The organism is Caldivirga maquilingensis IC-167, assembly GCF_000018305.1.
Classification (GTDB): domain Archaea; phylum Thermoproteota; class Thermoprotei; order Thermoproteales; family Thermocladiaceae; genus Caldivirga; species Caldivirga maquilingensis.
Map to the genome: position 1 here is coordinate 673,861 of NC_009954.1, position 12,536 is coordinate 686,396.

Consider the following 12,536-nt stretch of genomic DNA (forward strand, 5'->3'; position numbering starts at 1 on the left):
CGGGTGTTCACTGCAGGATATTTTAACTGCTTACCCTTTATTATTGAATAGGAAGGGTTTATTAGGGGTGTTACCGTAATATGGAACAGAAAGTCACTGGAGAGAGAACCATGATAACGGTAATTAAGAGGAATGGCTTAAGGGAGGAGTTTAACCCAGTTAAGCTACTTAATAGTTTAAAATTAGCTGGAGCACCCAATCCAGAGCGCATACTTGAGGAGGTTACCAGTCAAATTAAGGGTAAGGGGGAGGTTACTTCAAGTGAAATATCTGATTCCGTTCAATTAATGATGCTTAACCTAATTAGTGAGGACTTTAAGTGGCATGATGCAGCCAGGAACTACCTACTCTTCAGTATTTACAAGCAGGCCTGGGGCAAGGAGGTGGTTAAGAGTATTAACTCAGGTTCATTAACGTTAAGTGAAGCCTACAGGAGAGGCCTTAGGGATTGGTTCAACCAGGGGCTTAATCAAGGCTTATGGAGCCTTGATGCTGCTAAATTCTATGAGAAGCATTTAGACGAGTTAATGAATAAACTAGACCCATCAAGGGACTTACTCCTAACCTATAATGGTGTTAGGACACTGATGAGCAGGTACCTTATGAAGAGGCTTGATGGTTCATTCTTCGAAACCCCACAGTACATGTGGATGAGGATAGCCATGGGTGTGGCCTACAGTGAGGTTAAGTATGGTAATGATCCCATTAAGTGGGTTGAAAAGTTCTATGACTTAGTGAGTCAATTGAAGTTCCTACCTAATTCGCCAACAATGTTTAACGCCTTAACTAAGCTGGGTGAATTATCGGCATGCTTCGTTATACCTGTTGATGACTGCCTAAGTAAGGATAGTAACAGGGATAATCCAAACTGCTTCTTCGGGATAATGGATGCAGCTAAGTTAGCCGCATTACTCTTCCAAGCCGGCGCTGGGGTTGGTTACCAGTTCGGTGAATTAAGGCCTGAGGGTGATGTCGTAAAATCAACGAGTGGTGTTGCCTCAGGCCCATTATCATTCATGAGGCTCTTCGACACCCTAGTGGATGTTATTAAGCAGGGTGGTAAGAGGCGTGGAGCCCAAATGGGTATGCTCTTCTGGTGGCATCCCGATATTGAGAAGTTCATAACCTCGAAGACTGGTAGATTGAAGGATGTTCAGCTCCAGAACTTTAACATAAGTGTAACCATAGATGACTACTTCATGACTAAGGCACTGAGGGGTGAGGATGTGTATTTACTTAATCCAAGGGAATGCACCTGCCTATACCAAACGTGGGGTCAGGAATTCATTAAATGCTATGAGGAATGCGTGAGTAAGGTTAAGGCAGGCCTGGTGAAGGTATGGAGGAGGGTTAATGCGGGTGAATTATGGAGTAAGATAGTTGAGTCAGCCTGGGATAGTGGTGACCCAGGGTTATGGAATAGGGATGTGGCGAACATGAAGATTGAGTACGTTAATGATGTGGTTAGTGAGAAATATAGGGTAATAAATGGGACAAATCCATGCGGTGAAGTGGCGCTATACCCATTTGAGTCCTGTAACCTAGGCAGTATTAACTTAACGAAGTACATTAATGGTAATAGTATAGACTGGGTTTCATTAGCCAATGACATTATGCTTGCTGTTAGATTCCTCGATGATGTAATCGACTCTAATCAGCACCCGCATGAGTACCTGGATAGGGCTAATAAGGCTAGTAGGAGAATTGGCCTAGGCATTAATGGTTGGGCTGATGTATTAGTGTCACTTGACATACCTTATGATTCACCTAAGGCTATTGCGTTAGCCGACGTAGTAATGGGGTTTGTAGCAAGGGTTGCGGTTAGGGCTAGCGTTGAGTTGGCTAAGGAGAAGGGCCCATTCCCACTATGGCCGAGCAGTAAATGGAGGAGTGGTTTCCTACCCTGGAGGGTTCATGATGAGAGGGTTTCAAAGATGCTTGAGGTTAAGGGTGTTTCAAGCGACGTGGAGGAGTACCTTGAGATCCTTAAGTTAGGTTACGGTGAATTAGGTGGCCTACCCAATAAGGCTGAGGAGTACTTAGCTAAGCTAAGAGCCACTGACGATGAGTTGATTAAAGATGCATCAACAGTGGGTGTTAGGAACGGTGCCTTAATCAGCATTGCCCCAGAGGGTTCAAGAAGCCTAATTGCTGGGGTTAATTCAAGCATAGAGCCTATTTTCGCAATAGCCTACGTGAGGAATCTAAGCATTGGAAAGCTAATAGAGTATAATTACACAGCCCTCAGGAAGCTTAAGGACTCCAATGCCTTGGATAATGAAACAACCTCCAAGGTACTTGAATCCGGTATGCTACCCAGTAACCACGTGATGCATCCAGTACTCAAGACTGCTAATGAAATACACTGGAGGTGGCACGTCTTCATGCAGGTCACCTTCGCCAAGTGGAGTGACTCGGGTGTAAGTAAGACAATAAACATGCCCAGTAATGCGACTAAGGAGGATGTCAATGGGGCATACCGCCTAGCCTGGGCCTTAGGGGCATTCGGCATAACGGTGTATAGGGATAAGAGTAAGGCGGTTCAAGTAATATACACTGGCGTTGAGGGGAAGGGCAAGGCCCAGAGCACTGAGTCTAAGGCAATTAAGGTTACTGTTAAGGCAATTAATCTCAATAGGGATATTGAGGAGAATAAGCTGGCTGAAATAGGTGAAACAGATGATCCAGCGTGTAGAACTGGAGTATGCGGATAAGGCATTAACTTATTAAGCCAACCCTAATTAAGGTAGTTAATGATAGATCAAGGAAGCGTTAAGGATGTGGTTAAGGGTTTCTTTAAATCAAGAGGCATCATTAACATTAGGTATATTAAGGTTAATGCTAATGAGCGCGAAGGCGTAGTGCACGTGGGTATTTACATTGAAAAACCCATAAGCCTAACAATCCTAATCGACTTAACCACGGAGTTAAGTAGCAAATTTAAGCTAAGTAATTGGCTAATCTACGCACCCCATGGTGGATTAATCAGATTAACCGGATCAGTGGGTAAGTAATCTTGTTGGTGTAAGTAGTTTAATTACCTTAATTTAATGATTTAATGCTTTTAAGCTAATCCCACTCTTCTACATCATGGTTAAGTTACCTGTGGTCTTTCTCGAGCCTCCCCTTGGTGCCGTTGGTTACCCCGGTGGTCCTAGTTTTAAGTATCTTCAAGGTAATGCACCTAGTGAGGTTTCCTCCTGGTTTGAGACCTTCTGGAAGTGGGCTAGTGACTTTGAGTCTAGGGTTCTTAATAGGCTTAAGTCCCTTTACCCTGATGTTGAGTTCACCCCTTACTACGCTAGGAGTATTGATGACCTTGAGGATGCCTTAACCAGGGAGTCTGAGTCAGTGGGCTTTATTGTAATTGATCTACAGGGCCCATCAAGTATGGTTCAGAGGATTGTGGCCACTGGTAAACCAGTGGTCTTCATTGCGGAGTCCCTTGGAGGTGGTGGTGATTACTTACTCTATAATAGGCTCCTTGAGCAATACCCGGTCTTAGGTATTGTGACTAGGAGTGTTGATTCTAATGAGGCTTTAAGCCTAGTTAAGTACCTTATTGCCTTAACCATGCTTAAGAACACTCATGCAGTAGTCATTAGTAATAGGGATTTAAGTAACTGGTTATCCTCAATATCAAGGAACACCGGGGTTAAGTTCACCTTAATTAGTGGTGGTGAGTTTGTTGATAAGTATTATAGTAGGGTTAATGCTGATGAGGCTAAACCCATTGCTGAGACTTGGGTTAAGGAGGCATCCCATTACCCAGACCCCGATAAGCAGTGGCCTGAGGTTCTTAAGAGTGCTAGGCTTTACATTGCTGTTAATAGGCTTCTTGAGGATTATAAGGCTAATGCAGTAACCATCGACTGCCTAGGCTTAAGAAGCGCCTCAGCAGTAGTCCTTGATGCCTGGCCATGCTTAACATGGATGCAGCTTTGGCTTAACGGTAAGTATGTACCAATGTGTGAGGCTGATGCCAACTCACTAATAGCAGCATTAATAGGCAAGTACCTACTTAACACTGCAGGTTCAGCAACGGATCCTGTAACCGATGAGTTGACTGGTGAGGTAACCTACTACCACTGCTACTTACCAATCAACCCTAAGCCAGGTATTAGGCTTAGGTACTCGATAATACCATCACACTTAGGAACCAGGTATGCTGCAGTTAATGTTGAGTACCCGGTTGGCTCAGATTTAACGGCTGTTGGCATTGATGCTGTTAATAGGATTATGCATATTCACGTCAGTAAAGTTACTGGTAATGAACTCTCACTACCAGCATGTGGTACTAAGGTTATTGCCAAGGCTAATGTTAAGGCATTGAGTGTGAAGTGGGGTGCAGGTTGGCATAGGGTACCTTTACTAGGTGATCATAGGGATGAGCTTAAGAAAATGGCTAAACTAATGGGCTTCAAGGTAATTGAGGAGGATCAATGATTAATTAACCCAAAAATCCTCATAAAGCCTAAGCCACCCACCGCTAACAAGCTTATTCTTACCAACAACCTCATGTATCGGTACGTAACCATACCTTGACTCACTGTAATTAACCATAACGTTACATAACTCATTCTCCACGGCTTCATAGGCCTTAGCAGCGTAGTTAACGGCTAGAACCCGGTCAAACGCAGACGGTTGAACACCCCTTATGGAGTGACCTGGTGAAACAGCCCTAGTCTCTATTCCAGTCGTCTTCTCAATCAACTCAGCCAACCTATACCCAATTCCATTAGGCGTGGGGTGCTTATTGGCGGTGATAATACCGTCACTAACATTAATGCCTTCAGCCGTCACAACTAATGCGTAGTGCTTTATCTTATAGGCCTCAATTAGTTTATTAACTATGAAGTCCATGGTTAATGGGTACTCCGGTATTAGTGTTGCGTCTGCCATTGTTGCTAGTCCAGTGTGTAATGCTACCCATCCAGCCTCCCTACCCATAACCTCCACTACACCAATCCTCTCATGGGAGATTAAGGTGGTTTTAAAGGACTCAGTAACATTAACAGCAGCATTAACAGCAGAATCAAAACCAATAGTAAAATCAGTACCAAAAACATCATTATCAATAGTCTTAGGAATATGAATAACCTTTATATCCAACTCAGTGGCCTTATAGGATGCCTTTAATGATCCATCACCCCCAATAGCCACTATACAGTCAAGGCCATAATTATTAACGGCTTCAACAAGCTTCTCGACGTCATCCTCATTATCAAACACATTCCTTCTAGATGTCTTAAGGGCAGTACCACCCATGGATAAGTAAGGTAGTAGGTCAGTGGATTCAATTCTCCTAATGGAACCATCAATAAACCCCTCCCAACCATGGAATACAGCGAATAACTCATGTTTTCTCTCAGCCAGCTTAATGAAAGAGTACACTGCAATATTTAACCCAGGGGCATCCCCACCGCTGGTTAGTATTCCAATCCTCATGGTTCCTCACCCCAGTGTTTCATGGTAATTACCCAGTAATCTCTAGTAGTAATTAAGCGACTCATAGGTAGTTATTGGGTTAAGCTAATTTAACCCTTGTGGTATTATTCTAGGGCTGAGTTAAGATGAGTACACTTAAGTGTACTCATTGGTAATGAGTAATTAATATTATTGAACTAGGTTTTCAAGTAATCTGGGGGTATTTATAAGCCTATGGTTGTTAATGGTTTTATGCAATTATGTATAGTATCTACATTGTATGTTTAATTTGCTAAAAATAAATACGTAATGCATATATATAAGCCTTAGCGTGGGTATTGTGCGTAATCTCTCCGATAGGATATCAGCCTTAAGGGAATCACCAACTAGAAGAATTGATGCAATAAGGGAGAGGCTTAGACGCGAGAACAGGGATATAATAGTCTTATCCGCTGGTCAACCAAGCATTCCCCCACCCCCTGAGATTAGGGCAATTATGGCTGAGGAGTTGGCTAAGGAGAGCATGGATTTATACGCCTATACGCCAAGCCAAGGCATAGTTGAGTTAAGGGAGGCTGTCTCCGAGGATTTGAAGAGGCTTGGTTCCCTTGACGTTAAGCCTGATGACATAGTTATTGTGGCCGGCGGCCAGGAGGCCATGTTCGCCACATTAATGACCATACTGAATCCTGGTGATGAGGTAATATTAATGGATCCAACATACTTCGGTTACAAACCCTTAATAGAGTACTTTGGTGCCAGGATTAAGAGACTGAGGTTAAGCATGGATGATGGCTTTAGGATAAACGTGGAGGCGCTTAAGGAGTTAATAAGCAGTAGGACTAAGGCAATTATCCTAGTCTCACCGGATAACCCAACGGGCTCCATAATTAGTGAGGACGTTGCTAAGGCTTTAGTCGACTTAGCTAGGGATAAGGACTTCTGGATAATATCGGATGAAGCCTACAGGACTCTAATATACGAGGGTAGTCACGTCTACCTCTACAAGTACGCCCCAGAGTACGTAATATCCCTAAACACGTTCTCAAAGGACCCAGGGATACCAGGTTGGAGACTTGGTTTCGTCTACGGGCCCCGTGAGATTACTTCAAGAATAAAACTAGCTGCGGAGGAGATGACCTACTGTCCACCATCCTTCGCTCAGCGTTTTGTGGCAACATACTTAAGGTCTGAGGTTAGGTTAAAGCACATTAAGTACGTTGTTGAGCAATACCGCGCCAAGAGGGATACCGCTGTTGAGGCAATTAGGAGGAATTTACCTGAAGCCAGATTCGTAGTCCCGAAGGGCTCAATGTTCATTTTCGTTGACTTATCTAAGTACATTGATGATAGTGATAAATTCGCGGAGTTCGCCATGGAGAAGTACAGTGTAGCCCTGGTTCCAGGAAGCTACTTCAGTGAGCAGTATAAGGCTGCTGTGAGGGTTTCGTTCGTGTGGGAGAGGACTGACCGTCTAGTAGAGGGTATTAGGAGGCTGGCTGAGGCAGCTAAGGCTTATAAGGCTTCATGAGCATTACAGTGTAGTGTCTCATTAAAACTGATGTAATCATTAGGTAATAAATACTGCATATGAAGGTTAATTAAAGCGCCCTATGAGGTTGACTTAACTATTAAATTCCTGGAACAATCTCATTCCTTAAGGTGGATCATTTATAAACAGACGGATACATGGGGGTATGGGTGTTAGGGGTGTCAACTGTCCTCAATATGGCGAAGAAGGCTTTAGCCCTATTGGGTGAGCAAATCTACAAATGCCCAAGCTGTGGGTATGGCTTAACTGTTGAGTCCCAGGTGGTTAGAGAGAGGAGTGATTACTATGTTGTGGAGAGGGTTCTCAGGTGTAGGAAGTGTGGGGTTAGGATTAGGCAAATGGTTTACTTGAATAAAATTAATCCACGGTAGGTTTACATTGATTATGGAAAACACTATGGTTTATTTTAATTATGAAGTTACCCACCTACTCCTCTTCCCACTCCTCGAACTCCTCCTCCTCAAACTCCTCCCACTCCTCCTCAAACTTACGTACAACTGGTTTATTTAGCTCCTTCTGTTCCTTAATCATGAGTCAAGGTTAAGCCCTGAGTTTAAAAGAATTACCTTAATCTAAGTTAATGATTACTTGAGTAATACTTCAATTAATTATTCATAGGTTTTAGTCTTGGATCAAGATCCACAAGTACTTGCCTCCTTACAGGTCCCTCTATAAGTAATGCTCTACTTCTATTCCCCATCATGTGAGGCGCTAAACCTAACCTAAGCCATTCGAATTCATTCTGGTCAAGTTTAAGGTAATTCATGGATTCAATTATATAGGAATCAGGCCCACCCATCATTATTATTAAGGGTATGTTCTGAATTAGGCTACTTGACACATTAGTTAACGTTTGGGTTATTAGCATTACGCCTAGGCCCGATTTCCTAAGGCCCCTTACGTAGAGCTCCATTAACCTACTGTCCATGACGTAGTAAGCTTCATCAACAGCTAAGATATTACTCAGCTTACTCACCTTACCGGCGAACATTGAGTATAGGTATGCTGTGACTTGGTTCATGGCGAAGGCTGTTAACTCAGGGTTAGGTAGTATTGACTTAAAGGATAAAACCACCCCCTGTCTCAGCTCCTCAGGGGTTATTAGGCCTCTTTTACCTAAGCTACTAGCTATAATGCTGTAAACGTATGAGAGTTCAATATTATACGTGGTTTCCGCAGCCTTACTGAACACTTCCTTGAAGTCACCATGGTTACTGAGGCCCCCTAAATCACTTAGTATTAGGTCTAGGTCACTTATATTGAATGCCTCGGATATTGATTGGGCAACCCTTAGTATAGTCTCCTTACCCTCAATCTTACCCACAGGGTTAAGGAAATCCACGAAACGTTCTGAAACATCAATAATAGGTAGGCCTAAGTTACTGTATTCACCATGCGGATCAATTACAATGATCCTTAAACCCATTTTAATTAACCTAGCTAATATGGTTCGTGCAGCCCATGATTTACCCATACCAGTGGGACCCAGTAATAACATGTGGCCTGCTGGTAAGGAGTCCAAGTCAACCTCCACAGGTTTGCCAAGACTATCAACCCCAATCCTAATAACCCTACTATCCTCGCTTACCCTTAATCTACCACCAGTGAATGGTATGAATACTGCAGCATCATGTGATAAACCATTCAGTAGGAAGCCGTCAGGAACCCATAATGCGTATGATGCAACCTTGCTCTTAGTGGCATTAACGTATTCAAATCCCCCATTGCATAGTAGCATTAACCTTAATGGTAATTCACCCGACGATAACCTATCTATTACGTTTCTCCAATATAGTAAACCTGGGTAACTCTTACCCCTCTCCTTAACCACAAGGGACTCCGAGGCCTTATGATACTCCCTGGTGGCTAGCATTGATAATTCACTGTTCCCTGATATTACGAGTGCGTACTCATTAATAGTGTTATGGAAGGCCTTCGCCAAGGAGTAAACGTCAGCTTGCGTTAACTTACTCATCATAAGTTCATTCCTAGTACTAATCCTACTGAAGAGAAGCCCATTATTAACCGTGAACCTCCCACTCAAGTACTGCTTAATCACTATTATTGCGAATATCAACCAAGGTGCAATACCTAATACTCCGAATAGTAGGAGAATAATTAATGGTATAGTTAGCACCATTATTAGGCTTGATACAGGGTATGGTGATTGATTCACCAAGTTCCTAAGTTCCTCACCCTTTATTGGTTTAACCATGAAGTAATCCTCCAGAACATTAACCGCATTGGATTGAAACGACTTAAAATTATTAAACGGGGGTTCATCAACCATGGACACCCTTATTACTTTCCTATCACCAATTACTATGAATGTTATGTAGCATTTATCGCATAGGTTTAACCTAAGCAGCATTTCATTAACTAGATTAATGAACTTACCCTCACTTAACCTAAGTAGGTCATGAATAGGTTCAGCCAGTAGGAATGAGTGAACAAGTCTATTAATCGGATCATAAATGTAATTATCCCTTACCACTAACTGCGGCGCCACACTGTGCCTAATTGATAAGGCTAGTAAAGCCGCGTCATTCCTGAAGATTATTATTAAGGGCACTAAGGCTATTAGAGCGTACTTGGTTATTAGTGAGGAAAGCATCACTAGTATTAATGCTGCAATCATCATTCTAATTCTTGTGGTGAATATCATATTGACCTCGGTAGGAAGTTCCACCTAAACATTCGCAGGGGCTTGTGTTCAATGACCTTACCGTTCACTAGGTGCTCAGCTGCATCACCGCTAATTCCTAGTTCATTCATCAGTATTTTAATCACCTTATTCTTATCAAATGATCCGCTTGAAACGTAGTTAAGTAAGTCATCCTCATCATTAGCCAACGCCATTAACACTATTACGCTTAACCCCTTAACTTTAATCGCCTTAAGTAAGTTAGCCACATCATACCACCTATACCTACTCAGCAGAATCCTTAACCTACTGATACACCATTGCCTTAATTCACCGCAATCCTTAAAGTAATTCACCACCCCCCTAGGTACTTTACTGTCATTAACCCTATACTTACGTAGACTGGATTCCTGGGTTGCCTCATGATTCATCAGTGAGTTTAAGGTATCATTCACGAAGTCACTGTACTTGATTATGCTTCTCTTCACCATAGGGCTCACACTTACTTAACCTGAACCTTAACCATGTCTTTATAAAGTCCGCTAGCCTTGAATTATACTTACTAACCTCAACGCATATATCATCTATAGTAACCTTATTAAGTATCTTAGTCACTAACTCATCATCCTCACCGAATATTTCAGTGAAGTTCTCAAGGAGCTCAATCGCTATGTCAGTCTTACTCCTCTTCATGGATACTGGTTGATTAACCTGTGCAGCATTACCATCATCCTCCATTATTATTCTCCTAATCCTATCAATATCCTTCATCATTTAACCACCCCCATGTACATGCTTACTTGATTAACCACATCCTTAGTTAATTCATCAATAGACTTCCTGAATACAGCCGCCTCCCTATACTTAACCGCTAATTCACCCTTCAGGGTAAGAGCCATGGCCACTGGGTCAAGTCTGATTAAGTACACCTTACCCCTTATGACATACCTATTAGCCTCCTTTGGGTAACCGTCGAAGTATTCATGATACTTGTTAACTATTACGTTAACCATGGATTCATCATCAACGACCTTAATTAACCACCTGTACAATTCACTCAACACCCCCATGTAGACTTGACCAGGTTCAATAACTACATTAATGATGTCACTGTAGTACAGTAGGAGTGGGTAAAGTGGACCTAGGAAACTTGGATTTGATGGAAGATCTATGAGTAGTATTGATAATCCGTTCTTAGCCAGCAGGGCAACCATGTTAGAGAGCCTATTAGCCATGGCTTCAAGGGGCATGGAGAATACAATCTTAGGTATCTTCAAGCTCCTAAATGAGCCAGGTGGAATGAATTTAACGTTAGGTTCCTCCTTGGACTCAACAATGTTTAACTCAGATCCATAGGCGACGTAGTCTATGAAGCCGCTGGATTCATCAGTGTACTCAACCTTATGAAGCCTACTGGCTGTTACATTACCATCAAAGCCTAGGTCAAGGATGACCACTGGTTCATCAATCATTGCCGCTATATTAGCCACTAGCGTACTCTTACCAGTACCACCCTTTGGTCCACTGGTGAAGGCCACTGATACTGTTAATGGCCTTAAGCCTAAGCCACTTAAGCTCATTAGGCCTTTAACACACCCAGGTTGATTAGGCATGCCCATGTAGGTGCATGTTGAAAGCAATCATACCCTACATCTGGCTTAATTTTAAATCACTTATGGTGCCTCTTAAAGTCATTATTGAAAGGCAGGTTAAGTGAATCAATTAATAATAACCTCCCTCATCCTAGGGATTACGCATAAGAGCCTCTATAAGTAATTTCCCTGCTTCCACTCAAGTATTACTCAAGTACTCCTAGACTAATGCATAGGATCTGGTTAACTCATCATTAATATTCATTAAGGTTAACGTGATACTGCATACTTTTAATGTGTCCTATGCTTGGATTAACAGTAATCATGGTGTAATAATTATGAATCATCTTTAGATACTACGCATAGCTTAAAAATTACTCATACTGAGTTGAATAATCATGGGTTCACCGAGGATTAACTTAGCCTGGTTATACGCAATAACTAAGTACGGTTATCCACCACGTATTACTGACTTCTTCAGTTTCATAGATGATGCTGTTAGGCTTGGTTTTAAGGCGATTGAGCTTGAGGTTTACGGTGAGGATAACCTGAGAGCTGTTGAGGAGGAGAGGGTTAGGTTAAGGGACTTCATTGAATCCCATGGGTTAAAGGTGGTTAATGTTGCTGGAATATTCCCTCAACTACTCTCACCAATTGATGGGATTAGGGAGAGGGGGCTTGAATTATTTAGAAGGAGCGTGGAGTTAGCCGTCTTCTTTAATGCTGACTTAACCCAAACAGACACATTTACACCACCCATTGAGTTCACCGGCCCTAAGCCCTATTCAACGGGAATAGTGTTCGCAGAGAGGTATAGGGTTAGGATCCCCACTGACTTCTCATGGAGGGTGTTCTGGAGCCTACTGGTTAATGCCATGAGGGGGTGTTCGAGGATTGCCCTTGATCATGGTTTAAGATTCGCCATTGAACCTAGGGTTGGGGAATCAGTGGCTAATAGTGATGCAATGCTTAGGCTCATTGATGAAGTTAACATGGATAACTTCGGGGCTGTACTGGATGTTGGGCATCTTAATGCTGCTAAGGAGTTGATTCCATTATCCATAGAGAAGCTTGGGGATAAGATACTTTACGTCCATGCCTCAGACAATGATGGTAGGGATAACTACCACTGGAGCCCAGGTAGGGGTGTTGTGGATTGGGATGCTGTTTTCGAGGGCTTGAGGAAATTTAATTTCAGAGGCTACGTTGCCATTGATGTTGGTGGACAGGACATTAAGGAGAGGCTTGATGAGGAGGTTACGCAGGCTAGGGTGTTTATTGAGGAGGCTGGTTCAAGGCATGGGCTATGGTGAGTTTAATT

11 protein-coding genes are annotated in these 12,536 nt (G+C 42.6%); 6 read left to right on the top strand and 5 right to left on the bottom strand.

Features of this window, described 5'->3' with window-relative positions:
• Positions 1-80 precede the first annotated feature (80 nt).
• The 3 genes from CMAQ_RS03255 (at position 81) to CMAQ_RS03265 (ending at position 4,446) form a co-directional block, all read left to right on the top strand.
• Positions 81-2,714 (top strand): adenosylcobalamin-dependent ribonucleoside-diphosphate reductase, encoded by a 2,634-nt coding sequence (locus CMAQ_RS03255; RefSeq protein ID WP_012185699.1) that lies wholly within the window; start codon positions 81-83, stop codon positions 2,712-2,714.
• A 39-nt stretch (positions 2,715-2,753) separates the two neighbouring features.
• Positions 2,754-3,014 (top strand): hypothetical protein, encoded by a 261-nt coding sequence (locus CMAQ_RS03260; RefSeq protein WP_012185700.1) that lies wholly within the window; start codon positions 2,754-2,756, stop codon positions 3,012-3,014.
• A 76-nt stretch (positions 3,015-3,090) separates the two neighbouring features.
• A complete protein-coding gene (locus CMAQ_RS03265) occupies positions 3,091-4,446 on the top strand; it encodes a hypothetical protein (RefSeq protein WP_012185701.1) in 1,356 nt (451 codons plus the stop codon).
• Here the strand turns inward: CMAQ_RS03265 and CMAQ_RS03270 are convergent, their stop codons facing one another.
• Complete coding sequence (locus CMAQ_RS03270; protein ID WP_012185702.1) at positions 4,447-5,448, bottom strand: 6-phosphofructokinase; 1,002 nt, start codon at positions 5,446-5,448, stop codon at positions 4,447-4,449.
• 319 nt (positions 5,449-5,767) lie between these two features.
• Here CMAQ_RS03270 and CMAQ_RS03275 point away from each other — a divergent pair, with 319 nt between their 5' ends.
• Together CMAQ_RS03275 and CMAQ_RS03280 are read left to right on the top strand one after the other, a co-directional pair.
• Positions 5,768-6,958 carry a pyridoxal phosphate-dependent aminotransferase gene (locus tag CMAQ_RS03275; RefSeq protein ID WP_048062898.1) on the top strand — a complete coding sequence of 397 codons (1,191 nt, stop codon included), beginning with the start codon at positions 5,768-5,770 and terminating at the stop codon, positions 6,956-6,958.
• 179 nt (positions 6,959-7,137) lie between these two features.
• A complete protein-coding gene (locus CMAQ_RS03280) occupies positions 7,138-7,350 on the top strand; it encodes a hypothetical protein (protein WP_012185704.1) in 213 nt (70 codons plus the stop codon).
• A 233-nt stretch (positions 7,351-7,583) separates the two neighbouring features.
• Here CMAQ_RS03280 and CMAQ_RS03285 read toward each other — a convergent pair whose 3' ends face one another.
• Genes CMAQ_RS03285 through CMAQ_RS03300 form a run of 4 tightly spaced genes read right to left on the bottom strand, consistent with a single transcriptional unit; the run spans position 7,584 to position 11,263 of the window.
• On the bottom strand, positions 7,584-9,644 hold the full coding sequence (locus CMAQ_RS03285) for a helicase HerA domain-containing protein (RefSeq protein WP_012185705.1): 2,061 nt from the start codon (positions 9,642-9,644) through the stop codon (positions 7,584-7,586).
• Positions 9,641-10,123, bottom strand: coding sequence for a hypothetical protein (locus CMAQ_RS03290; protein WP_198002084.1), 483 nt, complete (start codon positions 10,121-10,123; stop codon positions 9,641-9,643). The genes CMAQ_RS03285 and CMAQ_RS03290 overlap by 4 nt, the downstream gene beginning before the upstream one ends.
• Positions 10,083-10,397: a hypothetical protein gene (locus CMAQ_RS03295; RefSeq protein WP_012185707.1), complete on the bottom strand. Its 315-nt coding sequence runs from the start codon at positions 10,395-10,397 to the stop codon at positions 10,083-10,085. Before CMAQ_RS03295 ends, CMAQ_RS03290 begins: the two co-directional genes overlap by 41 nt.
• Positions 10,394-11,263: a nucleotide-binding protein gene (locus CMAQ_RS03300; protein WP_048062649.1), complete on the bottom strand. Its 870-nt coding sequence runs from the start codon at positions 11,261-11,263 to the stop codon at positions 10,394-10,396. Before CMAQ_RS03300 ends, CMAQ_RS03295 begins: the two co-directional genes overlap by 4 nt.
• A gap of 350 nt (positions 11,264-11,613) precedes the next feature.
• Between CMAQ_RS03300 and CMAQ_RS03305 the strand changes: the two genes are divergently transcribed.
• Complete coding sequence (locus CMAQ_RS03305; RefSeq protein WP_012185709.1) at positions 11,614-12,528, top strand: sugar phosphate isomerase/epimerase family protein; 915 nt, start codon at positions 11,614-11,616, stop codon at positions 12,526-12,528.
• Positions 12,529-12,536 lie beyond the last annotated feature (8 nt).

Coding starts and splice junctions, on each gene's coding strand:
- CMAQ_RS03255 (WP_012185699.1), top strand. CDS start 81: ATGGAACAGAAAGTCACTGGAGAGAGAACCATGATAACGGTAATTAAG.
- CMAQ_RS03260 (WP_012185700.1), top strand. CDS start 2,754: ATGATAGATCAAGGAAGCGTTAAGGATGTGGTTAAGGGTTTCTTTAAA.
- CMAQ_RS03265 (WP_012185701.1), top strand. CDS start 3,091: ATGGTTAAGTTACCTGTGGTCTTTCTCGAGCCTCCCCTTGGTGCCGTT.
- CMAQ_RS03270 (WP_012185702.1), bottom strand. CDS start 5,448: ATGAGGATTGGAATACTAACCAGCGGTGGGGATGCCCCTGGGTTAAAT.
- CMAQ_RS03285 (WP_012185705.1), bottom strand. CDS start 9,644: ATGATATTCACCACAAGAATTAGAATGATGATTGCAGCATTAATACTA.
- CMAQ_RS03295 (WP_012185707.1), bottom strand. CDS start 10,397: ATGATGAAGGATATTGATAGGATTAGGAGAATAATAATGGAGGATGAT.
- CMAQ_RS03305 (WP_012185709.1), top strand. CDS start 11,614: ATGGGTTCACCGAGGATTAACTTAGCCTGGTTATACGCAATAACTAAG.